At 33.3% G+C, this 25998-nt stretch carries 29 protein-coding genes and 1 tRNA gene; 15 read left to right on the forward strand and 15 right to left on the reverse strand.

Annotation, left to right across the window (positions count from 1 at the left end):
• The first annotated feature begins 2 nt into the window (after window positions 1–2).
• From yedP to O5640_RS01300, 3 genes are all read left to right on the forward strand, one after another.
• On the forward strand, window positions 3–803 hold the full coding sequence (yedP, locus tag O5640_RS01290) for a mannosyl-3-phosphoglycerate phosphatase-related protein YedP (RefSeq protein ID WP_269612772.1): 801 nt from the start codon (window positions 3–5) through the stop codon (window positions 801–803).
• Complete coding sequence (locus O5640_RS01295) at window positions 800–1819, forward strand: uridine kinase (RefSeq protein ID WP_269612773.1); 1020 nt, start codon at window positions 800–802, stop codon at window positions 1817–1819. Before yedP ends, O5640_RS01295 begins: the two co-directional genes overlap by 4 nt.
• Before the next feature lie 122 nt (window positions 1820–1941).
• On the forward strand, window positions 1942–2319 hold the full coding sequence (locus O5640_RS01300) for a GIY-YIG nuclease family protein (RefSeq protein ID WP_269612775.1): 378 nt from the start codon (window positions 1942–1944) through the stop codon (window positions 2317–2319).
• A 277-nt stretch (window positions 2320–2596) separates the two neighbouring features.
• On the opposite strand, the gene O5640_RS01305 is transcribed toward O5640_RS01300, so the two are convergent.
• The gene (locus O5640_RS01305; protein ID WP_269612776.1) at window positions 2597–2878 is read right to left on the reverse strand and encodes a hypothetical protein; all 282 of its coding nucleotides are present in this window, start codon (window positions 2876–2878) and stop codon (window positions 2597–2599) included.
• An 87-nt stretch (window positions 2879–2965) separates the two neighbouring features.
• On the opposite strand from O5640_RS01305, the gene O5640_RS01310 reads away from it, so the two are divergent.
• On the forward strand, window positions 2966–3805 hold the full coding sequence (locus O5640_RS01310; protein ID WP_269612778.1) for an undecaprenyl-diphosphate phosphatase: 840 nt from the start codon (window positions 2966–2968) through the stop codon (window positions 3803–3805).
• A 232-nt stretch (window positions 3806–4037) separates the two neighbouring features.
• Here O5640_RS01310 and O5640_RS01315 read toward each other — a convergent pair.
• The 5 genes from O5640_RS01315 to O5640_RS01335 form a co-directional block, all read right to left on the reverse strand.
• Window positions 4038–4111, reverse strand: a tRNA-Pro gene (locus tag O5640_RS01315).
• A gap of 34 nt (window positions 4112–4145) precedes the next feature.
• Window positions 4146–4478 (reverse strand): hypothetical protein, encoded by a 333-nt coding sequence (locus tag O5640_RS01320; RefSeq protein WP_269612779.1) that lies wholly within the window; start codon window positions 4476–4478, stop codon window positions 4146–4148.
• Between the two features lie 202 nt (window positions 4479–4680).
• Window positions 4681–5430, reverse strand: a complete 750-nt coding sequence (gene msrA, locus O5640_RS01325; RefSeq protein ID WP_269612780.1) for a peptide-methionine (S)-S-oxide reductase MsrA — start codon at window positions 5428–5430, stop codon at window positions 4681–4683.
• 4 nt (window positions 5431–5434) lie between these two features.
• Window positions 5435–5680, reverse strand: coding sequence for a hypothetical protein (locus O5640_RS01330; RefSeq protein WP_269612782.1), 246 nt, complete (start codon window positions 5678–5680; stop codon window positions 5435–5437).
• 90 nt (window positions 5681–5770) lie between these two features.
• On the reverse strand, window positions 5771–7522 hold the full coding sequence (locus O5640_RS01335) for an ABC transporter ATP-binding protein (protein WP_269612783.1): 1752 nt from the start codon (window positions 7520–7522) through the stop codon (window positions 5771–5773).
• A gap of 74 nt (window positions 7523–7596) precedes the next feature.
• On the opposite strand from O5640_RS01335, the gene O5640_RS01340 reads away from it, so the two are divergent.
• From O5640_RS01340 to O5640_RS01380, 9 genes are all read left to right on the forward strand, one after another.
• Window positions 7597–7908, forward strand: coding sequence for a DUF3288 family protein (locus tag O5640_RS01340; protein ID WP_269612784.1), 312 nt, complete (start codon window positions 7597–7599; stop codon window positions 7906–7908).
• Between the two features lie 112 nt (window positions 7909–8020).
• The gene (trpD, locus tag O5640_RS01345; RefSeq protein WP_269612785.1) at window positions 8021–9058 is read left to right on the forward strand and encodes an anthranilate phosphoribosyltransferase; all 1038 of its coding nucleotides are present in this window, start codon (window positions 8021–8023) and stop codon (window positions 9056–9058) included.
• Between the two features lie 29 nt (window positions 9059–9087).
• Complete coding sequence (gene carA, locus O5640_RS01350; RefSeq protein ID WP_269612786.1) at window positions 9088–10242, forward strand: glutamine-hydrolyzing carbamoyl-phosphate synthase small subunit; 1155 nt, start codon at window positions 9088–9090, stop codon at window positions 10240–10242.
• 51 nt (window positions 10243–10293) lie between these two features.
• A complete protein-coding gene (locus O5640_RS01355) occupies window positions 10294–10659 on the forward strand; it encodes an STAS domain-containing protein (protein WP_269613772.1) in 366 nt (121 codons plus the stop codon).
• Window positions 10656–11054: a Mini-ribonuclease 3 gene (locus O5640_RS01360; protein ID WP_269612787.1), complete on the forward strand. Its 399-nt coding sequence runs from the start codon at window positions 10656–10658 to the stop codon at window positions 11052–11054. Before O5640_RS01355 ends, O5640_RS01360 begins: the two co-directional genes overlap by 4 nt.
• Before the next feature lie 18 nt (window positions 11055–11072).
• Entirely contained in the window at window positions 11073–12479 is a 1407-nt protein-coding gene (gene rlmB, locus O5640_RS01365) for a 23S rRNA (guanosine(2251)-2'-O)-methyltransferase RlmB (RefSeq protein ID WP_269612788.1), read from the forward strand.
• A 226-nt stretch (window positions 12480–12705) separates the two neighbouring features.
• Window positions 12706–12936, forward strand: coding sequence for a DUF1816 domain-containing protein (locus tag O5640_RS01370; RefSeq protein ID WP_269612789.1), 231 nt, complete (start codon window positions 12706–12708; stop codon window positions 12934–12936).
• A 30-nt stretch (window positions 12937–12966) separates the two neighbouring features.
• Entirely contained in the window at window positions 12967–14427 is a 1461-nt protein-coding gene (gene gatA, locus O5640_RS01375) for an Asp-tRNA(Asn)/Glu-tRNA(Gln) amidotransferase subunit GatA (RefSeq protein ID WP_269612790.1), read from the forward strand.
• A gap of 70 nt (window positions 14428–14497) precedes the next feature.
• Entirely contained in the window at window positions 14498–18016 is a 3519-nt protein-coding gene (locus tag O5640_RS01380) for a DNA polymerase III subunit alpha (protein ID WP_269612791.1), read from the forward strand.
• Window positions 18017–18025: 9 nt separating this feature from the next.
• Here O5640_RS01380 and O5640_RS01385 read toward each other — a convergent pair whose 3' ends face one another.
• From O5640_RS01385 to O5640_RS01405, 5 genes are read right to left on the reverse strand one after another with little or no spacing between them, the layout of a single operon-like run.
• The gene (locus tag O5640_RS01385) at window positions 18026–18466 is read right to left on the reverse strand and encodes a PAM68 family protein (protein ID WP_269612793.1); all 441 of its coding nucleotides are present in this window, start codon (window positions 18464–18466) and stop codon (window positions 18026–18028) included.
• Window positions 18467–18493: 27 nt separating this feature from the next.
• Window positions 18494–18763 carry a 30S ribosomal protein S15 gene (gene rpsO / locus O5640_RS01390; protein ID WP_269612795.1) on the reverse strand — a complete coding sequence of 90 codons (270 nt, stop codon included), beginning with the start codon at window positions 18761–18763 and terminating at the stop codon, window positions 18494–18496.
• 50 nt (window positions 18764–18813) lie between these two features.
• Window positions 18814–19488 (reverse strand): Holliday junction branch migration protein RuvA, encoded by a 675-nt coding sequence (ruvA, locus tag O5640_RS01395; RefSeq protein ID WP_269612797.1) that lies wholly within the window; start codon window positions 19486–19488, stop codon window positions 18814–18816.
• Window positions 19489–19527: 39 nt separating this feature from the next.
• Window positions 19528–19914, reverse strand: coding sequence for a cAMP phosphodiesterase (locus tag O5640_RS01400; RefSeq protein WP_269612798.1), 387 nt, complete (start codon window positions 19912–19914; stop codon window positions 19528–19530).
• Complete coding sequence (locus O5640_RS01405) at window positions 19911–20807, reverse strand: DMT family transporter (protein WP_269612799.1); 897 nt, start codon at window positions 20805–20807, stop codon at window positions 19911–19913. Before O5640_RS01405 ends, O5640_RS01400 begins: the two co-directional genes overlap by 4 nt.
• A 48-nt stretch (window positions 20808–20855) precedes the next feature.
• Here O5640_RS01405 and dnaG point away from each other — a divergent pair, with 48 nt between their 5' ends.
• Complete coding sequence (gene dnaG / locus O5640_RS01410; RefSeq protein ID WP_269612801.1) at window positions 20856–22883, forward strand: DNA primase; 2028 nt, start codon at window positions 20856–20858, stop codon at window positions 22881–22883.
• A gap of 22 nt (window positions 22884–22905) precedes the next feature.
• Complete coding sequence (locus O5640_RS01415; RefSeq protein ID WP_269612803.1) at window positions 22906–23205, forward strand: hypothetical protein; 300 nt, start codon at window positions 22906–22908, stop codon at window positions 23203–23205.
• Between the two features lie 9 nt (window positions 23206–23214).
• On the opposite strand, the gene O5640_RS01420 is transcribed toward O5640_RS01415, so the two are convergent.
• The 4 genes from O5640_RS01420 to O5640_RS01435 all read right to left on the reverse strand — a co-directional run bounded on the left by O5640_RS01420 (window position 23215) and on the right by O5640_RS01435 (window position 25990).
• Entirely contained in the window at window positions 23215–23673 is a 459-nt protein-coding gene (locus O5640_RS01420; protein ID WP_269612804.1) for a serine hydroxymethyltransferase, read from the reverse strand.
• 89 nt (window positions 23674–23762) lie between these two features.
• Window positions 23763–25040, reverse strand: coding sequence for a Y-family DNA polymerase (locus O5640_RS01425; RefSeq protein ID WP_269612805.1), 1278 nt, complete (start codon window positions 25038–25040; stop codon window positions 23763–23765).
• A gap of 2 nt (window positions 25041–25042) precedes the next feature.
• The gene (locus O5640_RS01430; protein ID WP_269612806.1) at window positions 25043–25489 is read right to left on the reverse strand and encodes a LexA family protein; all 447 of its coding nucleotides are present in this window, start codon (window positions 25487–25489) and stop codon (window positions 25043–25045) included.
• A 63-nt stretch (window positions 25490–25552) separates the two neighbouring features.
• Entirely contained in the window at window positions 25553–25990 is a 438-nt protein-coding gene (locus tag O5640_RS01435) for a 23S rRNA (pseudouridine(1915)-N(3))-methyltransferase RlmH (protein WP_269612807.1), read from the reverse strand.
• Between the last annotated feature and the right edge of the window lie 8 nt (window positions 25991–25998).

Here is a 25998-nt window from a genome sequence, read left to right on the forward strand (position 1 = left end):
TTATGAAAAATATTTCTAAATATTGGATAGTTACAGATCTTGATGGAACATTAATGGATGAGGATTACGATATCTCTCCTGCAAAAAAAACATTGGAACTCCTTTCAAAAATGGCAATTCCTGTCATACCTTGTACTAGTAAAACAGCCTCTGAGGTTAGATATTTTAGAAATGAAAATGGATTATCAGATCCTTTTATTGTAGAAAATGGTGCGGCTATTTATGGCTCATATGTAAACAATTCTTCTGAATGGGAATTAATTTTGGGTAAAAGTTATAAGGAATTAAGAGTTGTTTTAAAAAACATATCTAAAGATGTTAACTACCAATTAACTCCTTTGAATGATTTGAGTGAAAATCAAATATTTGATCTAACTGGTTTAACTAATCAAGCTATTAATAGAGCTTTAGATAGGCAGTGGAGTGTTCCATTCTTAAATCCTCCGGATGATATATTTGAAAAAGTAAAGATTATTTGTGATTCTTATAATGTTCATGTCTTCAAGGGAAACCGGATGAGTCATTTGCTCTCTAGTCAAAGTCATAAAGGTCAAGCTGTTAACAAATTAAAAGTTCATTTACATAACCCAGACGTCAAGATTATTGCACTTGGCGATTCTCAAAATGATCTACCTTTACTTGAATATGCTGATATAGCCATTGTTATTCCTGGTAAGAATGGTCCAAATAAGTATTTACAGCATGGTATCGATAATGGTTCTTTTAGATTAGCGAATGCCCCTCATGCAGAGGGTTGGTCCAATAGTGTTGAAGATGTTATTAATAGTTTTAAGGATTTATGATAGATAAAAATATTAACAGTTCTTTTATTGATATTTTTCCAAAGGATATAAGGGAAGACTTTCTTTTTCCTCTTGATAGTTATCGTTTATTCCTTGAAGGTTTATCACTTAATCCCTCAATTTTTTTTCATAATTGGTCTGATATTAATAGGCAGTGTATTATAGATAAATATTGGAAACCAAATACAAAATCAGATTGGAAATGGTCATTAACATTCCCATTATTTTCCCTTTTAGAGAATTATATTAATCTTAATAATAATCCAATAATAATAGGATTTTCAGGACTCCCTGGTTCTGGAAAGTCTACCTTAGGATTTTGGATAAATAGTGTTGCAAGAGAACTTTCTTTAGATATTAATGTTATATCTTTGGATGATTTTTATTTGCCTGGAGAAGAAATGGATATAGCAATGAAAGGTAATCCATGGAATGTTCCTAGAGGTTTCCCAGGTAGTCATTCTTTAGATTTATTGAATCAATCTTTAGAAACTTTTTTGAATACAGGTGTTTTAAGAAGTCCTACTTTTGATAAGTCTTTAAGAGATGGGAAGGGAGATAGATCAGGATGGTGCGAATTTAAACCTAAAGTGTTAATTTTGGAGGGGTGGTTTGTAGGTTGTGAACCTATTTCAGATATATCTAAAATTGATGACTTAGACGATGAAAAATTTAATTTTTCATTGAGTCAGAGAGAAAAAGACTATCGTTTTTTGATTCAAGATTCACTGCTTGATTATTGTAAAATCTGGGAAAAATTTGAAAAGATTTGGCATCTTAAATCCTCTCGATTTGATAATACAATACTTTGGAAATCACACCAAGAAGAGGAGATGATTAAATTAAAAGGCTGTGGTTTAAAAGGAAATAATTTAACTGATTTTATACGCATGATTCAAACGTCAATTCCACAACAATCTTTATCCTTTATTAGGTCAGATACGACAGTTGAAATTAATCAATATCGTAGAATTGATAAGCTTCAGACTACTGCCTATCATTTAGATACTCTCTAAGTTAATCAAATTGTATTGATTATAATTCTTGTTATTTTTATTTTATCTTTTGTTAAACTTTTATCTTTTATTCTATTTAGTCTCTATCATTGTTAGATATAAAACTTACACATGCCTATAAAATGGTTTCATATGTCTATTTGATTCAAAATGGTGATTTATTTAATATTGGATTTACTAACAATCTAGAACGAGCAAGAATTGATTTAAGACCTGGTGAGTTGATTGCTTTCTTAAGTACTGAAAAACCTGAACCACTAATTAAAAACCTTAGAAAATTATATGTTGATAATAGAATACCTGGTTCAGATTATTATCGTCTTTCGAACTCGCAGGTAAAAGAATGCAGGACTCTTCTTGAAGGTGATGGATCAAATAATTATTTTCAACCTTTTCTTAAGGGACCGCGTTTATTTATATTTTTTATGTTTTCTTGGTTTTTTGTAACGTACATTATTATTGAGTTTGCTATAGATCCTATTCTCAGTCGTTTTAGTTAAGTCTTATTTTTTCTTAATAGATTAATGATTTATATAGAATGTTGAGTTCAAAAAATTGATTTCCTTGTTAGATTAAGCAAATAATAAAGTGATAGTAGTTTGAATTTATCTAGCTTTTTAATCTTAGTAGCAGTACCTTTTGTACTCTCTGCTGTTTTTTTTGGCACTAAAAATGGATTTTACAATAGCGATGACTATGAGGGAGATGGTTGTGCTCATGATGTTCAGAGATGATTATTATTTCTATAAGATCTTTAGTTGAAAATATTAATATGAATTAATTATTTGAATTTTTGATGCATGTCCATTTGCTATCAAATTGCCAGACAGGCTTATAAATTTCATTTTCAATTTTTTTTCCGGCTTCCATACACATCTTTTCGGACCCCATAGGAATAGCAAATAATGATGGACTTGTGATTCCACTTACTTGTGGTTTTCCTCCAGGTCCTTGCCTATAGCTACCTATTACTAACCAGTAATCTGCTTTAGCCTTTCCTTGTACCCCAGCTATGAAAGTTAGTGTAAGAACTACCAAGAATATAATTTTTTTTTTCATGATTTATTTTTATTTTTTAAATCATATCTATAATAATTGAAAATTTCTATAAATTTATCGAGCTTCTTTTTTTATTATTTTCCAAATATGCCTGAAGTAATTAGTCCTTATGTAATTATTTGCATTAAATCATTTTTCTTAGGCATTATTCAAGGTTTAACTGAGTTTTTTCCCATTAGCAGTACAGCTCATTTAAAAGTTATACCCTATTTTTTTGGATGGAATGATCCGGGTGTGTCTTTTTCCGCTTCTATACAATTAGGAAGCGCAGTTGCCATTATTTATTATTTTAGAAATCAAATTAGTTTAATTATTGATTCCTTTTTTTCAATTTTTAATCATCATAACTTTTTCAAAGATGATAATACCAGACTTTCTACTTATATCTTTATAGCCAGCATTCCAATATTTACTCTGGGTTTACTTATCAAAGCATATTGGCCTAATTACTCTGATTCGAATTTCAGAGGCTTGTTTTCCATAGCTTTAACTTCCATTTTTATGGCGGTATTGCTAGCTCTTTCAGAAGTTTATGGCAATAGAAAAAAAATATTTAGGGAGATTAATATAAAAGATGTGATTTTTTTAGGCTTTGCCCAATCTCTAGCTATATTTCCTGGAGTTTCTAGATCTGGAATTACGCTGACCGCAGCATTGTTTTCTGGTATTGAAAGGAAAACAGCAGCTAGACTATCTTTTCTAGTAGGTATTCCAGCGATATCATTATCAGGACTTATTGAATTGGTTACTTTGTTTAGAACGTTATCTATAATAGATATTTTACCTATAATTGTTGGGATTATATCATCATTCTTTTCTTCAATATTTGCTATTGACTTGTTTCTTAAGTTTTTAGCTAAAAATAATACTTTTGTTTTTGTTTATTATCGTTTGGTTTTTGGTATTTTTATCATAGCAACTTTATAAATTTTAGTTTTTATATTTATTAGATTAGTATTGGTTTATGACTTTTATTTTGTTTTAATGAAATTTCTACCTGATTTATTCATTGTATCTTTTGGTGAGATTGACATACCACCATATTTGTTTGCATTAATTATTTTTTTAACTCTTTTCGTTTTTTTAGCAGTTTTGATTAGTACAACGAAATTAATCCAATCCTTAGTAAACGATTCTGATTAGTAGCACATCGATATTATCGGAACGGCGGGATTTGAACCCACGACCCCCACTACCCCAAAGTGGTGCGCTACCAAGCTGCGCTACGTCCCGTATTTTTAAATTATCATAACGTATTCCTTATGGTTTAAATTTTTGATGATTTGCATTTAATTCTTTTTCTAGATTTTTTATATATTCGTCTAATGAGTGAATTCCTATTTTCATTAGAATAACCATGAATACTTAGTCTTTTAGCCATTAATCGTAGTTCGTGGATATTCATCTTTGAGAGTCTTAATTCAATATCTTTTTGCCAGGCTTCTCCTTCGTTTGGCAATGTTTCATTATGCTGGGTTGCTTCAAATGTATAGATTAACTCAGCAAAGTATTCAGGAATAATTACAATTAATATAGCAAGAATGTTATATAAATTTATTCGTGCTCTTTCTATATTTTCTTCTAATTTATTATTTTTCATATGCTTAAAGCTAATAATTTGAGATAAGACTATTTTATTTAGCTTGTATAAGGTAATTCGCTATTTAACGAACTATCCATCCATTGAATTGTATTCTCTTGCTCGATTTTAGGAGATTTAAAACTAAACACTAAGAAAAATACTAATAACAATGTAGCTAATATTATTAGCAAAACGGTTTTATCTGGTAATTGATCATTCATTATAAATTTGATTCAATAGGTGTATTCTCACCTCTCAGAATACAATGAGTTATATCCCAATTATAGTAAGACCATATATTTTTATTTAGTTTGAAATTAGCCCCTTTGAAATCTTTGAATTCTACCTTTGTTGGCATGGCTGAACAATATGGTCTGCTTCCAGGCTTGGCTAAATATTGTTGATGATAATCCTCGGCAAAATAGAATTTTATATCTTTATCTATATCAGTTGTGATTTCACCAAATCCTTTCTTTTGTAGATCTTTTTGATAGCTATTTTTGCTTTCAATGGCTTTACTTAGTTGATCATTGCTTGTTGTATAAATCACGGATCTATATTGGCTTCCACTATCGTTTCCCTGACGATTCCCTTGTGTTGGATCATGACATTCCCAAAATAATTTTAATAAGTCGCTAAGGTCAACTTTATTTTTATTCCAGACAACTCTTACTACTTCGGCATGGCCTGTGAGGCCAGAACAGACCTCTCTATAGCTAGGGTTGTCTTTTTCTCCACCAGCATATCCTACGGCAGTGGTGACCACACCTGGCAGCCTCCAGAAGCCTTTTTCAGCCCCCCAAAAGCAACCGCATCCAAAAAGTATTTCTTCCTCATTATCTTTTAGTTTCGCTGATAAATCATTTTTTAATATTGTATGTAGCACTTTCTTATTTAATTTTTCTGTACTTTTTTCAGAATATATCCTATCAATTATAAATGTTAAATTTTCAATTATTTTCTTAATCATAATTTTAATTTATAGTTTCAATTTTTATGTGATTGATTAAGGTGGTAACAAATGCAAACAATAAGAAAGGGAGACTTAATACAAGGATTAGGCCTACTCCTAAAAGTGCAAAAATCGGTCTTGATGAGCCCATGAGTGCAAGACCAGCAGCAAGACTTACAAAAATTACACCCATCCATGCAAGGATTTGAATGTAAATATCACCAAATGAAAGGTCACAATCAAGTTTATATTTTGTTAGAGCGCTCATGATTTCATAACTATTTATATGACCATAATTGTTTTTATATCTTATATCTAAATTAGGATGAATTGATTAAAAAATATTAATAAGTAATGATTAATCATTTGATTGAATTTGCTCTTTAGCTTTTTCTCTTTCCCACATGCTTTTATACAACCCATCTTTGTTAATTAAGACTTGATGAGTTCCCTCCTGTACGATTCTCCCTTCGTTCATTACTAATATTCGATCACATGAAGCGGCTGCTGATAGTTGATGACTGATCATCAAAACAGTCTTATTATGCTGTTTCTTTATTGTTTGAAGTATTGCAGCAGCGGTTTTGTTGTCCACGCTTGCTAATGCATCATCAAGAACAATTATTTTTGAATCAACTAATAAAGCTCTGCTGAGGGCGGTTCGCTGCCTTTGTCCGCCACTGAGAGTTATCCCTCTTTCTCCAACAAGTGTTTTAAAACCGTCTGGAAAACCTTTTATATCATCTGTCATTCGGGCTTCATAAGCTGATTCTTTAACTTTCGATATTGAAGCTTCTGGGTTCCCATACCTTATGTTGTCTGAAAGAGTTTCTGTAAAAAGATATCCTTCTTGAGGGACTAAAGCGATATTGCTTCTTAGCTCCTCTAGCTTTATATCAGTTACATCATTATCGTCTAAAAATAAGGTCCCTTCATTGATATTTATCATCCTACCTAAAGCTCTTGCTAAAGTTGTTTTACCGCAACCCACAGGTCCAACTAATGCAACTATTTCTCCAGGAATTATTCTGAAAGAAATATCGTCAAGTATTTTTCTTGGAGAATCTTCATATTTTATTGTTAAATTTCTTGCTTCTAATTTGCCTGAAATTGGCTTAGATATATTGACAGTCTTGACTTTGTCTTTGATTGTCGGTTCATGATTTAATATCTCTTCTACTCTTTCTAAGCTTACTTGTCCTAATTGAAAAGTATTTAGTGTGAATCCCAATAAGGCTGTTGGAAAAACCAGTCTTTCTACATAAAGAATTAATGCTACTAAGCCTCCAACAGTAAGAGTTCCGTTACTTAGTTGCCCACTACCAATTGCTATTAGTAAAAGCAAAGAGATTGATGATAAACCTTGAAGTAGTGGGAATAAAGTGCTTGCAGTTCTTGCAAGGTTAATAGCAGCATCTCTATATCTAATATTTAATTTCTTAAAAGCTTCTTGTTCAGCTTGTTCTTGACCATAAATTTTAATGGCACTGATACCAGATAGATCTTCCTGTATTAGTTCACTTAATTCTGATAAAGCTTTTTGTTGCCGCTTTCTTTGTTTGACCATTCTTCCACCGAACAATCCAACGGTGCCAAGTAAAACTGGATATACGGATATGGCAAAAAATGTTAAAAGTGGATCGATTGACAGCATCGCTGGCAATGTGAATGTGTATGCCAAAAAGGTGTTTGTAAGACTAAGAACTGTAAAACCAAGCAATCTTCTTATGTTTTCTAAATCGCTGGTAGCTCTTGTTATGACTTCTCCAGTCCCTATTGTTTGAACCCATCCAGGGTCTTGCTCCAACATGCGGTCAAATAATTTTTGTCTTAATGAGACTTCTACTTGTCTGCCAACACCAAATACCAGTTGCCGAGATATCAACCTTGCCCCTCCCATTATTGTTGCCAACAGTATTAACCATGTCGACTTATTCAAGACATATGAAAATGTAAATCCTTCTTTTAGATCATCAACGATATTTCTAACTTCCATTGGAATAGCAACACTTAAAATATTTACGAAAATCAGACAGAGAGCACCTGTTATTAACTCACTCTTGTGAGGTCTTAAATAGTTTTTTATTAGATCTAGTCTTAATGCAGCCATTCTTTTATTAATATGCCCTTTAACCTAGGCAATATAAACCCATGGACGTGAGCAAAATCCAATTTATCTAATTTATGAACGAGGCTCAAAATCATCCGCTGTATTCAACAGATCGTGAGAATCTTGATCGTTTATGTGCGATAGATTCCCCAACCCCTAACAATTTTGTTGAATTAGCTAGATTAATAATTCGATATCAAGATTTCAGAGGTGCTGAGGATCTTAATTCTGACATGGAAAAACTATTAAAAAAGTGGAGCATTAATCGAGATAAATTAGAGGCAATTACAAGAAAACTTTGGTCAGAGGGATTTCGTCCTACAAGTCATTCAAGTCCTGATAACGTTGGTTCTGGTTTTGATACGTCAGATTCTTCTCAATCTTAATGTTAGGAAATTATTTTTTTATTTAAACAACTTCTATAGTTGATATATTAATGATTAAGTTATAAAAAATATGCTGCCTGCAATGATTAGCATTCAGGCATTTTTCTCATAAATGACCTCATTAAATCCTATAAATTTTTCAGTAATTCTTGATTCACTTCTTTCAGCCAATGATTTAACAGAAGAGCAATGTAATTATTTAATGAATTCATGGCTTGAAAATAAAATTGAACCAGTTCAAACGGGGGCATTTTTAGCTGCATTCAGAGCAAAGGGGGTTTCTGGTGAAGAACTTTCTGCAATGGCAAAGATTCTTCAAGATGCCTCAATAACCCCATCAGATTTACCATCTTTTGATTTGGTTGATACATGTGGAACTGGTGGAGATGGAGCTAACACATTCAATATTTCGACAGCAGTTGCTTTCGTTTCAGCAGCTTTAGGAGTAAAAATTGCTAAACATGGAAATCGAAGTGCAAGTGGAAAGGTTGGATCGGCTGACGTATTAGAAAATTTGGGATTGCCCTTGAATGTTTCCTCAGAACAAGTTGTTGAAGCTCTAAAGAATTTTGGTATTACATTTCTTTTTGCTCCTTCTTGGCATCCTTCATTGGTAAATCTTGCTCCTTTAAGAAAAAGCTTAGGAGTTAGAACCATTTTTAATTTGCTCGGTCCATTAGTTAATCCATTTAGACCAAAGTCTCAAGTTTTGGGAGTGGCAAAAGCTGATTTGCTTGATCCAATATCATTAGCCTTAAAAGGAATGGGGCTTAAAAGAGCTGTAGTTGTTCATGGGGCAGGTGGCCTTGATGAGGCTTCACTATCTGGGTCTAATCAATTTCGGTTCTTAGATAAAGATACTATTAGAACTGAAATTATTAACCCTAGTGATCTTGGACTTACTGAAATCTCAAATGAATTCTTGAAAGGTGATGATTTAGAAACTAATTCTCAAATTTTAATGTCTTTACTTAAAGGAGAAGGAAATAATTATCACAAAGAAGTCGTGGCATTAAATACAGCCCTTGCTTTATGGGTATCGGGCTCTGAGGATGATTTATCTTTAGGTGTCAAACGTTCATTAGATTGTTTGAATACAGATAAATCATGGCTCCTTTTTAAGCAGTTAAGAGATTTTTTAGCAACCTAATTATTTTAATCTGATCAACCGAATTTCTTATGTTTTTCGATACTGATAGCTCTGCAATATTGTTACTAGAGGATGGGACCTATTTTGAAGGAATATCATTTGGTGCTGTAGGGACTATCTCTGGTGAAGTCGTATTCAATACTGGTATGACAGGATATCAGGAGGTCATAACTGATCCAAGTTATTATGGTCAGCTTATTACTTTTACCTACCCAGAGATTGGAAATACTGGAATTAATTCTGACGATAATGAATCATCACATCCCTCAGTTAAAGGTGTAATAGCTCGTCAAATATCAAAAACTTCGAGTAACTGGAGACATGAAATCTCTTTTGAAAAATGGTTGAAGGATGAAAATGTTGTTGGAATTCATGGAATAGATACAAGAGCACTCGTCAGACATTTAAGAGAGTCTGGTTCTTTGAATGGAATTATTTCGTCTGAATCAAACTATTCAATAGCTGAATTATTTTCACTTATAAAAAAATCGCCTTCTATGAAGGGTTTGAATCTTGTTGATAAAGTAACAACAAAATGCTCTTTTAAAGTTAATTCAAGTTGTCGTGTTCCATTTGATAAGAGAATAATAAATATTCAAAAAATTCCATACAAAGTTGTCGCTATAGATTTTGGGATAAAGCAATCGATACTAGATCGATTAGTTGCTTATGGTTGTGAAGTAACTGTCTTGCCTGCAAATGCTTCACTATCCGATGTTTTATCTTTATCCCCTGAGGGCGTCTTTCTCTCTAATGGTCCCGGCGATCCATCCACAGTTGATAGTGGTATTAGACTTGCTAAAAATTTAATTGAATATGAAAAACTTCCTGTTTTTGGAATTTGTTTAGGCCACCAGATTCTTGGGTTAGCTCTTGGTGGAAAAACTTTTAAACTTTCCTATGGACATAGAGGACTAAATCATCCATGTGGATTGAATGGAAAGGTTGAAATTACAAGTCAAAACCACGGTTTTGCTTTGACTTCAGAATCTTTGAATTCCGAAAAAATAAAAATCACCAAATTCAACTTAAATGACCAAACAGTTGCCGCTATTTCTGTAATAGATAGGCCTTTCTTTGGTGTTCAATATCACCCCGAGGCAAGCCCTGGCCCCCATGATGCTGACCATCATTTTAATCATTTCGTAACCTTAATAGAAGAACGAAGAAGAATCGTGGATTAATTTGGTTTCTATCACTACACTTCCATCATGAAGTCATAGGGGACTAATCCCATAACTGAATTACAACGACTTACTGTTTCTCTTAGAGGTGGTTTTAACCAACAAAGTGGTTGTTTGGTGTTGAATTTCACTGGACAACTAGATGCTTATTCTGAGAAGCAATTCACTACATATATCAATGAGGTTTTAGCTTCTAATCAACTATCAGTTGTGATTGATTTATCCAATATCGATTTCATTGATTCTTGTGGATTAGGTGCAATGGTTCAAGCGGCTAAAAAATGCAATCAGTCGAAAAGAGCATTTAATGTTGTTGGTAACCCTAGAGTTGTTCAAACAATAAAACTTGTTCGCCTAGAGGAATTCCTTCATCTTGCATCAGATCTAAATACTGCTATCGGTAAATTATCAGCTTGACTGATTGGATTCGCTCTTATAAATCAAACATCTCTCCCGATGGTTTGGGACCTTTGCAATTAGCTTGGTTGGGTGATGCTGTTTGGGAAATGCATCAAAGGTTGAGATTTTGCAGTAGCCCAATGCGTTCAAAGGATCTCCACAATGCTGTCGTTAAAGAGGTAAATGCCTCTAGCCAAGCTAGGGCAATCACTAAAATCGAACCTTTTTTAACAGATACTGAAAAGGAGTTCCTAAGAAAAGGAAGAAACAAAGCAGGAAGAGGTCCTAAAAATATAGATGCAGCCACATATGCAATCGCGACCGGATTTGAGACTATTGTTGGATGGTTATTTTTAAAAAATCCAAATCGGCTTGCTGATTTATTCGATCTTCTCGATCGACCTATCAACTAGAAAAATAGTTCTTATAAAATGAGTTATCGTTTCAATAAAGACAAAAGGAATTCACAAAATTCTTCATTTAATCAACGAAATAGTAGTTATTATCGTCAAGATAATGATTCCAAAAAGTCAAACTTCAATGATCGAAGAAGAACAAGCAATAAATTCAATCGTCTTTCAACTGAGAAATTAAGTCAGTATTCATTAGATAATGAATCTTCTGAACAACCAAGAAATAGAAATCAGTCAACTTTCAACTACAGAGGATCCAATCGATTTGAAAGGAAATCGGCTAACCCCTCTTATAGAAATCAAAAATCTGAGGAAACTAACAATTACAGAGGGTCCAATCGATTTGAAAGGAAATCGGCTAACCCCTCTTATAGAAATCAAAAATCTGAGGAAACTAACAATTACAGAGGATCCAATCGATTTGTAAGAAAATCGGCTAATCCCTCTTACAGAAATCAAAAATCTGAGGAAACTAACAATTACAAAGGATCCAATCGATTTGAAAGGAAATCGGCTAACCCCTCTTATAGAAATCAAAAATCTGAGGAAACTAACAATTCCAGAAGATCAGAAAATAAAGAACCTCTTTCATATTCTGAAAGTTTTACCAAAACGTTAAGTGATGATTTGATTTGGGGTCGTCATTCAACTGAGGCAGCTCTTTTGGCTGGCAGAGCAATTCATAGAATTTGGTGTACCTCTGAATTACGAAGTTCTCCAAAGTTTTTTCAACTTCTCAAAGATTCAAAATCTTCTGGCGTCTTGGTTGAAGAAGTTTCTTGGTCAAGGCTTGGCCAACTCACAAATGGAGCAGTACATCAAGGAATAGTTTTACAAATTGCCGCATCAAAAACACATGACTTGAAGAATTTAATAGATGCTTGCAAAGCTTTTGGTGATAAATCATTGCTCTTGGCTTTAGATGGTTTAACTGATCCTCAGAATCTTGGAGCAATAATTCGATCTGCTGAAGCCCTTGGTGCTCAAGGCTTAATCATTCCACAAAGACGCAGTGCAGGTTTAACAGGATCTGTAGCAAAAGTTGCTGCTGGAGCTCTTGAACATTTGCCGGTGGCAAGAGTTGTTAATTTAAATAGGTCTTTGGAGAAATTGAAAGATGAAGGGTATACCGTTGTTGGCCTTGCAGAGGAAGGGCCTTCTACTTTATCTGAAATCAAATTTCAAGGTCCATTAGTAGTCGTAGTAGGGTCTGAAGATAAAGGAATTTCTCTGATAACTAGAAGGTTATGTGACCAGTTAGTAAGGATCCCTCTTAAGGGAGTTACTACAAGCCTTAATGCATCAGTAGCTACGTCTATTTTTTTATATGAAGTAGCTAGATCTAGATGGATGCGATCAATTTCTGGACAAGACCCTTCTCCTAGATTATTGAAACCACAAATTTCTACTGAAATTAATAACTAATCTCTTTAAATTTAACCATGATAATAAACGTATATTTTTTATAGTTTTATTAGGATTTTTAAAACTCCATAATCAAATTATATTATTAGTTATTTTATCGACAAGTTTTTATACTCAACATATTTTGACTTCAAATATATGTTTCATCATCAAGTGAACATAATATTCTTTTTTATTTGATAAATATCTGTTTAAGAAAGTATAATAAATTAAATGCTGTTTACTTATGGGTCCCATTAGGGCTCTTCGAAGCTTAGGTAATAGTTTAGGCTTGGCCTGGTGGGCCAAGGTTGAGACAATTCAACCTGAGGTTACTTATTGGTTTGGCCCATTCCTTACTCGTCGTAGTTTGAAAGTCAGATTAAATGGATTTGTAGATGATCTTTCTTCAGAGTCTCCTAAAAAAATAAATCATAGTTTAATTAGGTGTCGTCGTAATGAGCCTCTTACGTCATAAGCTTAAAAATATTTTTTTTATAATCTATTAATGACTTTCGCAGACTTACGCCAGAAATTGAAAAGTGGTGAAGTCTCTTCCAAAGAGCTTGTGCAAGAAAAGATAAATCGAATAAAGAGATTAGATCCAACTCTCAATACCTTTTTAACCCTGAATGCAGAACAGGCATTACGCAAGGCTGAAAATATAGATAAACAAATTGCCTCTGGCGAAAACCTTCCAACTTTGTCAGGTATACCACTAGCTATAAAAGATAACCTTTGTACAAAAGGAATCAAGACAACCTGCGCTAGCAAGATTTTGGCTGACTTTGTTCCTCCTTATGAATCAACAGTCACCAAAAAACTTTTGAACGCAGGAGCAATAATGATTGGCAAGACAAATTTGGATGAATTTGCGATGGGGAGTTCTACTGAAACCTCTGCTTTTGGTCCTACTTTTAATCCATGGAATATAAATAAAGTTCCTGGTGGAAGCTCAGGTGGTAGCGCAGCCTCTGTTGCTGCCGAATTATGTTATGGATCTCTGGGATCTGATACCGGCGGGTCAATCCGACAACCAGCATCGTTTTGTGGCGTTGTTGGAATGAAACCAACTTATGGTCGTGTTAGTCGATGGGGATTAATAGCTTTTGCTAGTTCTTTAGATCAGGTTGGTCCATTTGCGAATAATGTTTCTGATGCAGCTGAAATCTTACAAGTAATTTCAGGCAAAGATAACTTTGATTCAACTACTGTTGATATTCCAGTTCCAAATTATTTAGAGATCCTTTCTAAGTCAATTAAGGGCATGAAAATTGGCTTGATTGATAACTGCTTCGATCATGAAGGTTTGGCTTCTGATGTTAAAGCGTCCGTACTGGCCTCAGCCTCACTGCTTGAAAATATAGGAGCCGAGATTATTAATGTTTCTTGTCCTCGCTTTAATGATGGAATTGCTACTTATTATGTTATTGCCCCATCTGAAGCTTCAGCGAATTTAGCTAGATACGACGGTGTCAAATACGGATTCCGATCTCAAAATGAACAATCTCTCATAGAAATGACCTCCAAAAGCCGAGCACTTGGTTTTGGAAGTGAAGTTAAACGAAGAATTCTTATAGGAACCTATGCTTTATCGGCTGGTTATGTTGATGCTTACTACAAGAAGGCCCAGCAAGTTCGAACTTTGATACGTAGAGATTTTGATGATGCTTTCAAAAAAGTAGATGTTTTGTTGGCTCCAACAGCTCCAACTACCGCTTTCGGTTCTGGTGAAAATATTGATAACCCTATGGCGATGTACTTATCTGATTTATTAACGATTCCAGCAAATTTAGCAGGATTGCCTGCAATAAGCCTGCCATGTGGTTTTGATAAAGCTGGTTTGCCAATAGGGTTGCAGCTGATAGGTAATGTTTTTGAAGAAGGTAAGCTTCTTCAAGTGGCTAGTCAATTTGAGAAAGCTGCTGAGATTCATAAAAATAGGCCTAAAACTGATTTCACGTTATAAAGGTTAAACCACTTCATGTGGAGGATATCATTATCGCTACACTATATACAGCGTAGCTTGTGTTTAATCAATGGCTTTTGTTCCTATTCATAATCATAGTGACTACAGCCTTCTGGATGGAGCTAGTCAACTCCCCTTAATGGTTGAAAGGGCAAAGGAATTGGGGATGCCAGCTCTAGCCTTGACTGATCATGGAGTGATGTATGGTGCGATTGAATTATTGAAGTTATGCAAGGCCGCAAATATAAAGCCAATTATTGGAAATGAGATGTACGTTATCAATGGTTCAATTGATGACCCTCAGCCCAAAAAAGAGAAAAGATATCATCTTGTTGTTATCGCGAAAAACCAAATTGGTTACGAAAATCTCGTAAAATTAACAACTATTAGTCATTTAAATGGTGTTAGGGGAAGAGGTATCTTTTCAAGACCATGTATAGATAAGTCTTTATTTAAAAAATATAGTGAGGGATTAATTTGTTCAACAGCTTGCTTAGGTGGTGAAATTCCACAAGCGATATTAAAAGGAAGAAGTGATGTTGCTAGAGAAGTAGCCTCTTGGTATAAAGAAATTTTGGGTGATGATTTTTATCTTGAAATTCAAGATCATGGATCTATTGAAGATAGAATTGTTAATAGTGAAATAGTCAAAATATCTGAAGAACTTGATATCCAAATTATTGCTACCAATGATGCACATTACGTATCAAAGAATGATATTGAAGCACATGATGCATTGATTTGTGTATTGACTGGAAAATTAATTAGTGATCACAAAAGATTGAGATATACAGGAACTGAATATATTAAATCTGAGAAGGAAATGAGAAGTTTATTTACTGATCATTTAGACATGAATGTTATAGATAGTGCAATAGATAATACTGTTAAACTCTCAAATAAGGTTGAAGAATATACGATATTAGGAACTTATAAAATGCCAAATTTTCCTATACCTAATGGATCTAATCCTATCGATTATCTTAAAGAGATAACCATTAATGGTTTGATGGAAATATTAGATATTTCTAAATTTGAAAATTTTCCAAGTGCTTATAAAGAAAGACTTGAATATGAGTTAAGCGTTATCGAACAGATGGGTTTCCCTACATATTTTCTTGTCGTATGGGATTATATAAGATTTGCAAGAGAACAAAACATTCCTGTAGGTCCAGGTAGAGGTTCAGCAGCAGGCTCTTTAGTCGCCTTCTCTCTTCACATAACTAATATTGATCCAGTTGAAAATGGATTATTATTTGAAAGATTTCTCAATCCTGAAAGGAAGTCAATGCCTGATATAGATACTGACTTTTGTATTGAAAGACGTGGCGAAGTTATAGATTATGTTACTAAAAAGTATGGCGAAGATAAAGTTGCACAGATAATTACATTTAACAGAATGACATCTAAGGCTGTTTTAAAAGATGTTGCTCGTGTACTTGATATTCCCTATGGAGATGCAGATCGTTTAGCTAAATTAATTCCAGTTGTGAGAGGTAAGCCTGCAAAATTATCATCTATGATTTCAAAGGAATCACCAAATAAGGAATTCTATGAAAAATATAATAATGATTCAAAGGTAAAAAAATGGGTTGATATGGCAATGAGAATAGAAGGGACAAATAAGACTTTTGGTGTTCACGCAGCAGGTGTTGTAATAGCCGCTAATTCACTTGATAATTTAGTTCCTCTTCAAAGAAATAACGATGGTCAAATAATCACTCAATATTTTATGGAAGATATTGAATCACTTGGTCTTTTGAAGATGGACTTTTTAGGACTTAGAAATCTTACAATGATCGAAAAGACAATTAATTTAGTTGAGAAATCTATTGGTAAGAGATTAAATCCTGATTCTTTGCCTTTCACTGATGAAAAAACATTTGAATTACTTTCTAGGGGAGATTTAGAAGGGATTTTCCAACTTGAGTCTAGTGGAATGAGACAAATAGTAAAAGACCTAAAACCCTCATCTCTTGAAGATATTTCTTCAATACTTGCCCTTTATCGTCCCGGACCTCTTGATGCAGGATTAATTCCTAAATTTATAAATAGAAAACATGGTAAGGAGAGGATTGATTTTCAGCATCAGTCACTTGAGCCTATCTTAAGTGAGACTTATGGGATTATGGTTTATCAAGAGCAGATCATGAAGATTGCTCAGGATTTAGCGGGATATTCACTTGGGCAAGCAGATTTATTAAGAAGGGCAATGGGTAAGAAAAAAGTATCCGAAATGCAGCGTCATAGAACGCTGTTTGTTGATGGGGCTGTTAATAATGGCGTTTCAGACATTATTGCTGAACAATTATTTGATCAAATGGTTCTATTTGCTGAATATTGCTTTAACAAAAGTCATTCAACTGCTTATGGTGCAGTTACTTATCAGACTGCTTATTTAAAAGCACATTATCCTGTCGCTTATATGGCAGCATTGCTTACCGTAAATGCTGGCTCGGCTGACAAGGTTCAAAGATACATTTCAAACTGTAATTCAATGGGCATAAACGTAATGCCGCCAAATATCAATACTTCTGGTGTTGATTTCACTCCAAAAGATAATTCAATTCTTTTTGGTTTTTCAGCTGTCAAAAATTTAGGTGATGGTGCAATTAGAAAAATTATTACTTCTAGAGATAAAGATGGAGATTTTACTTCTTTAGCACAATTTTGTGATCGAATTTCACTTGGTGCCGTTAATCGAAGAGGACTTGAGGCTTTGATACATAGTGGAGCGCTTGATTGTCTTGATGAAAATGCAAATCGCGCTCAGCTTATCGCTGATTTGGATTTAACTATTGAATGGGCTTCTTCTAGAGCAAAAGATAGGGCTAGCGGCCAAGGTAATCTTTTCGATCTTTCTACTTCCAAAAACAATGAATCATCACCGACTGATGATTATTCATCTTCTCCAAGGGCGAAACAAGTCAACGATTATCTTCCTTCAGATAAACTTAAATTAGAAAAAGAGCATGTTGGTTTCTATCTGTCTGATCATCCTTTGAAGCAACTTTCAGAACCTGCAAAATTGATTGCTCCTATCAGCCTTGGTTCTTTAGATGAGCAGAAAGATAAGTCAAAGGTCAGTGTTATTGCAATGATTCCAGAAATGAGAGAAGTTACAACCAGGAAAGGTGACAGGATGGCGATTATTCAACTAGAGGATTTGACTGGTTCTTGTGAAGCGGTTGTCTTCCCAAAAAGTTATGAAAGATTATCTGATCATTTGATGGTAGAAACGAGATTATTGATATGGGCAAGTGTAGATAGGAGAGATGAAACAGTTCAATTGCTTATTGATGATTGTCGTGAAATTGATGATTTAAGATTTCTCATGATAGATCTTCGTCCTGATCAAGCTACAGATATCAATGTTCAGCATAAATTAAGAGAATGCCTTTCTAAAAACAGACCTGCCAGAAATGAATTAGGTGTACGAATTCCTGTAGTTGCTTGTCTTAAGGACAACAATAATACTAGGTATGTAAGGCTGGGTGATCAATTTTGCGTTAAGGACACTGACCTAGCTTTGGATTCACTTTCTAAGAATTCCTTCATTGCAAGATCAAGTCAAAGTCTTGTAATTTAAATTTTACTTTTAACTAGAAATATCTTTTTTACTTGTTTTGAATGCATCTTTCATCCTATTGATGTTTGGCTTTATGTTTTCAAAACCAAGAAAACTTCCTGGATTAAAATCCCAACTCGCGGAGAGTATTCCATAGCTTAATCCTAATAAGCCGACAAAGAAACAAAATGCTGAACTGACAAGAGTGACTGTTGGAGATATTTCAGCAATACCTTTGCTTATTAAAAAATAACTCCCAATAAATACTCCCATGCCACTTAGCGTTGGGATACCTGTAGTAAAAGCTATTCTTCTTGCCATTCTGTTTGCAACATAGCTTGGTATTCCTGCTTTCTTGCTACTACTTTTTGAAGATTTAGGCGCACTTATTTTTGGAGCCGAGTTATTGCTGGAGAATCCTATTTTTACTTCTTTAGGTTGGTCCTTTTTGTTTTTTTTCGCACTTTTCATTAGCTTCTAGCGATCTAATACCAGTAATTATCCTCTAATAGCTAATTTTTCTATGAGCTCTGTATATCTTTTTTCACTTTTAGTTCGTACATAACCTAAAAGTCTTTTGCGCTGTCCAATCATTTTGAGCAATCCTTGTCTTGAGGAGAAATCATGGATGTTGCCCTGAAGATGTTTGCTTAATTTTGAGATCCTTGTAGTAAGCATCGCAACTTGAACTTCTACTGAACCAGTATCAGTTGGATGAACTTGATGGGTGTTGATTAGCTTTTGTTTCTCTTCTGTGTCAAGTGACATTTGTTTGACTTTTCTTATTCATCAAGTCTAATTTAATCCCTAGCCTTCTATCAAGTACTCTTTTCACTCAATTTCATAAGAATCTCTTTGAGATGTTTATCCATTAGCTCAGCTTTTTCTTCTGAAGATAGGGAATTCAATAATAAAGAATTTTCTTTCTCTTTGGTTGTTATTATTTTAATTGAATCTTTTATTTCATTATCTACATAGCCAAGTGAATTTAGAATTAAATATATTTCATCTATATATTTAGAAAATTGATTAGTTTCTATGACTTTTTTATCGTTATGACTTGTTTTATTATTATCTATAAATCTATGAAGTTTATTTTTTAGCTCAACTATTAATCTCTCTGCGATTCGTTTACCTATTCCCTGAGAATTTGTTAATAAATTAGATTCTTTATTTTCTATTGCATTTACTAATTGATTCACCTCAAAGTCCTCTAATAATGCCATACCAATCTGAGCACCTATACCATTTACACTGATGATTTCCCTGAATAAATCTCTTTGATTAACCTCCATAAAACCATATAAATTCGTTGCATCTTCGCGATCTATCTGATGAATCCATAATTCAATCTCATTAGAATCTTCAGCTTTGCCTATCTGTTTTGGTAATAATTGTATTTCATAACCAACACTACAAACATTTAGAACAACTCCTTTTTTGCTCGATATTTTCCAAGTTTGTATTACTTCTCCTTTTAACCAGCTAATCATTATTATTTTTGATTAAATTTCTGTGATTATAAAATTTAGTCAACCACCATCAATCTGACATCCAACCATTGAGCCTCCTACTAGACCCGCAGGAATTGCCCACCATCGATCTTTTCCTCTTGATATTGCCGTAGCGAAGCCAGCACCTAAAATGCCCCCTGCAATTTTACCTTCAGAGCAATCATTGTTATCAAATTCATTATTACTGTTTACCGAGCCAACACCTGGACATGGGACTTCTACGGTTTCTTCCCATTTTTTGACATACCCTGGATCCATTCGAGTCCCTGGAATATATTCTTCTCTATATTCGTTTCTTGTACAAGTTCTACTTGATGAGTAACCTCGCTGATATTCATCTGCAACAATCGATTGTGTTCCAGTGCAAATGAGAACTATTGAAAACATTAAAGATTTACAATTCATATTTTTTCTTGAGAGGTATTGGATGCACTCATACTAATAATAGTGGAAATAAGTACACAAAAACCACCTAAGTAAATTGAACTTGTTATTGTTTCTTCGAAAATCAATACACCCCATATACTTGCAAAGATAACCTGCGAATAATTTAGGGAAGTTGCTTGTCCAGCGGGTAGAAGTCTTAAACCCTCTGTTATACAGAGTTGACCAATCTGAGTAAAAATACCAATACCTATAATCCAAAGCCAATCAGTTCCAATTGGCAATATAAAATCATTAATAATAAAAGGAATAGATAAGGGGATAGAAACTAAAGGAAAGTAGTAAATAATTACAAGTGGGTGTTCTTTGGAAGATAGTTTTCTTACACATATATAGGCTAGTGATGTCATTAAGGCCCCTAATATCGCAATGATTATTGCTAAGGCTGTCTCTGTAATATTATTGTTAGAGTTAAATTCTGGTTGACTAACTAATACAATTCCTATCCAACCTATAATGATTGAATATAGTATTCTCTTTAATATAAACTCCTTTAGAATTATGTATGCACATATCACCGTAAAAGTAGGATAAATGTATTGTATTACGGTCGCTGTTGCTATGGGTAATATTGTAAGAGCTTTGAAGATACAAAATAGTGCAACTGTTCCTAGAAAACCCCTCGTAATCAATAATCTTTTCTGATAACCCCAAGGGTTTATTTTATTTTTATATAAGAAAAATCTTGTTATTATTATACTTATAGTAGCCCTAGCAAAAACAAGTTCTGAAATAGGTATCCTTCCTCCAATAGCCTTAACACAAACACTCATAAGGCTAAAGGCAAATCCGCTACCTATTAAAAATTTGACCCCTTTTAAATTTTTTTCATCTGTAAACTGTTTTTCTCTCAATTTCTAAATCTCTTAACTAAATATTTAAAGATCAATTAAAATTATTATATGGCATCTGCTCGACTACATCCAAGGACTATTGAGTCTGTTAAAGAGCGTGTAGATATTGTTGATGTAGTTGGTGAACACGTTGTCTTAAAGAAAAAAGGTAAAGAATATGTTGGAATATGCCCTTTTCATGATGATAGTAAGCCTTCAATGTCAGTAATTCCTGGCAAGCAGTTTTATTATTGTTTTTCATGTGGAGCTGGTGGTAATGCGATTAAATTTTTGATGGAGTTTCAGAGGCAAAGTTTTAGTGATGTTGTGCTTGAACTGGCTAAAAAATATCAAGTACCAATTGATACAGTTGAAGGACCTCAGCAAGAAAGACTCAAGCATCAGATTTCACGTAGAGATACACTTTATCGTGTTTTGAAACTTGCTACAGGTTGGTTTAGAAATCAATTAAATTCTCCATGTGGAGAAAATGCTCTTAATTATCTTAAAAATAAACGTCATTTAAGTGATGGTACTCTAATCAATTTTGAGCTTGGATTCGCACCAGATAACTGGGATTCATTGCTCCAATATTTTGTAAATATAGAAAAAGTCAGTGTTGAGATTCTTGAATCGGCAGGATTAATTGTTCCTCGAAAGGGAGGTAATGGTTTTTATGACAGATTTCGTAATCGTATTATTGTTCCTATACATGACAGGCAAAAAAGAGTTATTGGTTTTGGAGGGCGAAGTCTTGATGGTTCAGAACCTAAGTATTTAAATTCACCTGAGACTGAAATCTTCGAAAAAGGTAAAAATCTTTTTGGTTTAGACAAATCAGCTCTTTCAATTAGGAAAAAAGATTATGCAGTTGTTGTTGAAGGATATTTTGATGTAATGGCACTTCATGATTCTGGTATTACAAATGTTGTTGCCTCTTTGGGAACTGCATTAAGTAGCAATCAAATAACGCTTCTTTCTCGTTCTACAGATAGTAAAAAGATCCTTCTTAATTTTGACTCAGACAATGCGGGAATACGAGCTGCTAATCGAGCTATTAGTGAGGTAGAAAACCTTGCTATTCAAGGTCAGCTTGACTTAAGAGTTCTTCAATTACCTTCAGGTAAAGATCCAGATGAGTTCCTTAAGGATAATCCACCATCCGAATATGAAGCATTAGCAAATAAATCACCTCTCTGGATGGATTGGCAAATAGATCAATCATTGAAGGATTTAGATTTAAATCAATCTGACCAATTTCAGGAAGCTGTTAGTGCTTTAGTAAGTCTTCTTGGCAAGCTACCACAAACTGCTATCAGAACTCATTATCTACAGAAGGTCGCGCAGCGTCTTAGTGGAGGTCAAGGTAGATTCGCTCTACAACTAGAGGAAGATTTACGCAATCAAATTAGTGGCCAAAGATGGCATGGTCGTTCTAAGAAATATGATAAACCTCAAGAAATTAGTCTAAGAGAAAGAAGCGAAGCAGATATACTTTTTACTTATATTCACTGTCCTAATTATCGATCTTATATTCGTTATGAATTGCGGCTAAGGGACTTAGATAATTTTACAATCAATCATCATAGAGCAATATGGTCAACTATAAGTAATATTGAGGAGGATAAGTTCGGTTCTGATACTGTTGAGAATATTAATCGTTCTAATGATTCAAATAATATTTTAGCTGATGTCGATTTAATTAAAAACTTGTTAGATAACTTCCTCATTAATGATAATGAACATCTTCCTAAACTTAACCCTTTTTTAGAGAGCACTGAACTTCGCTTAGCTACACTAAGCGACCCCGAGTCCCTTATTCGTGGATCTCTAGCTGCTCTTGAAAAGCAAAAATCTTTAAAGCGTTGTAGACACTTAATTGAGGCATGGAGCTCTCAACGATTACAAACTCTTGAAAACTGTATTGCCTCTCTTATTGTTCAGGAAACTTCTCAACCTAGTAATACATCTGATATGGAACAGAAAGTTATTAGCATGTTTGAAGAGTTAAATAATGAAGCTATAAACTTTCAACAACTTTATTATGCTGAGAGAAAACATATATTAAATTTAGATAAACAGCGATGTTATAAATGATTTTATATAGTTATATTTATCAATGAAAAACTCCTCTCCATTTAAATTAGATGAATGTTTTTTATCTAATGAACTTTGGCCTAATTTTATCAACAAAATTGGATTTATTAAAGCAAATTTAGCTATACGTCAAGCTCTCGATCTTCAGAGAATGCAGGGATCGACTTCTACTCTCCCTGTTCTTATCCTCGAGACCTGTGGAACTGCTCTTATTAATTCCAAGGCTGTTAAGACTTATATTGGTCTTTCTTACTTAGATCAAGGAATGGTTTTGATTTTTAGTAGTAAATTAAATGCCATTCAATTACTTAGAGAAAATTAATATAACTAATTATAGACAATATTTTTTTAATTCTTTCTCTACTAATTTTGGTTTATCTTCTAATATATATGCTTGCCTCTCTTTTTCTTCCTCTCCAGATATTTTTATAGATCCATTTAAGGCCTTCATCTTTGAGGCATTCATTAAAAACTTTTTCTCTATTTTTAATATATTTCCATTATTGCATTCTTGAGCAACATGAACAGCTTCATGTCTTAATGCTTTTTTTATATGTAAGGCTGTCCTTTCGAATATATCTTTATCTCTTTTTTTTATAAGCGTATAACCCTCTCTCCTTTTAGCATTTTTTGTACAAAGTACGATTACTTTCCTTCTCTTCTCTAAAAAACCTACATAGTCATTACTTAATAAACATAGTGGTGTATTTTCTTCTATCTTATATCCAGACTTTTCTACAATTCTTATGATTTCTACTTCTGTTCTATCCAAATAATCTAAGAATTCCATTTATCTTTTATAATTTAATTTTATTATAATTTACCATCAATCTTTATTTTGGATATTATTTATATAACTATTGTTACTAAAATATCTTACTAATTAGCATATATAATTGGAATACTTTCTATGTCTGTTGTCTTTATACTAGATAGCTTTTCTCTACGCGGACCCCATTCTTTTTCAATTATTGATGATCCCCAATTTATTATATCCCTATCACTCCTGTTATTGATTTCATCTATTATATAATTTAGCCTATCTTGATTAAATTCATTTTGAATAATTTTTTCATTAAATAGTAGTTTCTGTGTATATTTATTGCTTTGTAGTTTATGTAATATTACACCTGCTTTCTTGAGATTTCTATAAGGTTTGAATATTTTCTTTGTTAACCCTAAACTTTTTTTAATCATAATTCTTGAGTCAGATGTTGGTATTTCTATTTTTTCTGTTGATTCACTTTTATAAAACTCCTTTGAATGAGTATTTGTTGTAGTAAATACTGTAATAGCTGAAGATAATTTATTATATTTTCGAAGCTTTGCACTTGCGATTAATACAAATTTAATGATTACTTGATTCAATTCTTCTAAGCTATCTATTGGATATGAAAAACTCCTGCTTATGCAGATTTGTTTTCGATCTAAGGATGTTTCTTTGATAGGGATACAGATGTTCCCTTTTAATTCGCTTTGAGTGCGTAAACCAACTACACCATATTGTTCTTTGATTTGGTTGCTTGACATATCTCTAAGTTCTAGGGCACTAGTGATTCCTTTGCTTTTTAGCCATATCGACATTCTTTTGCCTATTCCCCAAACTTTATCTACTTTAATTTGATTTAGATATGGGTCTTTATTTACAATAATACCTATATCAAAGATACCTGACTTGTTTTGTATTTTTTTTGCTAGATGATTAGAGATTTTTGATAGAACTTTTGTTTCACCAATGCCGATTGATATTGGTATCCCTATATTTTGATAAACTAAAGCTCTTAAATCTTTTCCCCATTTATATAAGCACTTTTCTTTTGGACGTTTTATAGTTCCAAATGCTTCATCTATAGAGTAAATTTCTAGTTCTTCACAATTTTTTTTTAGTAGCTGCATTAATCGATTACTTATATCACCGTAAAGTTCGTAATTTGAACTTCTTACATTTATATTTAATTGAGTTAGTTTATTCTTTAACTTGAAGTATGGCTGTCCCATAGGAATTCCCATTTTTCTAGCCTCTGAGCTGCGAGCTATTATGCACCCATCATTATTCGAAAGTACAACTAAAGCCTTTCCTCTTATGGAAGGATCGATCATTTGTTCACACGAGGCATAGAAATTATTCCCATCAATTTGAAGTATTACTTTGGACATGATTAGATTTTTGATTTTTGTAGTTCATGTATCGAATAGATCGCTACTCCCCATATTTGAATATCTATATATTCATATAAGTTTATTGCTGGATAATTTTCTTTATCTGCTTTTAGATAATAATTATTTTGCTTTTTTATAAGTCTTTTTAAAGTAAATTCTCCATCCAAGAGAGCAACTACAATATGTCCAGGGTTTGGGTTTATGCTTCGATCTATTATTAATAAATCATTATTATAAATTCCTGCGTTATTCATTGAATTACCGCTTACACGTAGAAAGAACGTACTGATTGGATTTTTGATTAAGTATTTATTTAGATCGATGCCGAGTTCTATGTAATCTTCTGCAGGAGAAGGGAAACCTGCGGAAATAGTATCTTTTACTAATGGAATTAAGAGTTTTGACAAGCTTTTCTTTAAAGAGGAGTACGAGTTCCTTGAATCCATAGACCCAGCCCAACATAGTCTATTATAGTACTAATGAACTACTTAGGTGTGCTCGTGTGAATATTATTCTTTGTGGTATGGACCTCCTTGGGTTATGGTTTTGGCCCGGTAAAGTTGTTCTATTAATAGAAGCCGAGCTATTTCATGGGGAAAAGTTAAAGGAGAAAGACTTAATTGCCAAGAGGCGTAACTACTGAGAGAAGGACTAAGACCCGAAGCCCCACCAATAACAAAAGTAATATTTTGATTGTGAGAATTTAGAAGTTTTGTTGCTAGTTGTTTTGATGTAAAAATCTGACCATTTTCATTGAGAGTTACAAGGATTTCGTTTTTGCTAATTATTTCTTTGATCGAATGTTCTTCTTTTATTTGAGTGTTATCTTTTATTTCTATAACCTTTAAACCAGGAAGTCTTTTTAAATACATTTCTATTCCTTGATAAATCCACTTTTTTTTTATTTTTCCAATAGCAATGATTTTGTAGTGAGAAATATTAATCATAAAAATTA

This window comes from Prochlorococcus marinus str. MIT 0912, from assembly GCF_027359595.1.
Classification (GTDB): Bacteria; Cyanobacteriota; Cyanobacteriia; order PCC-6307; family Cyanobiaceae; genus Prochlorococcus_B; species Prochlorococcus_B marinus_C.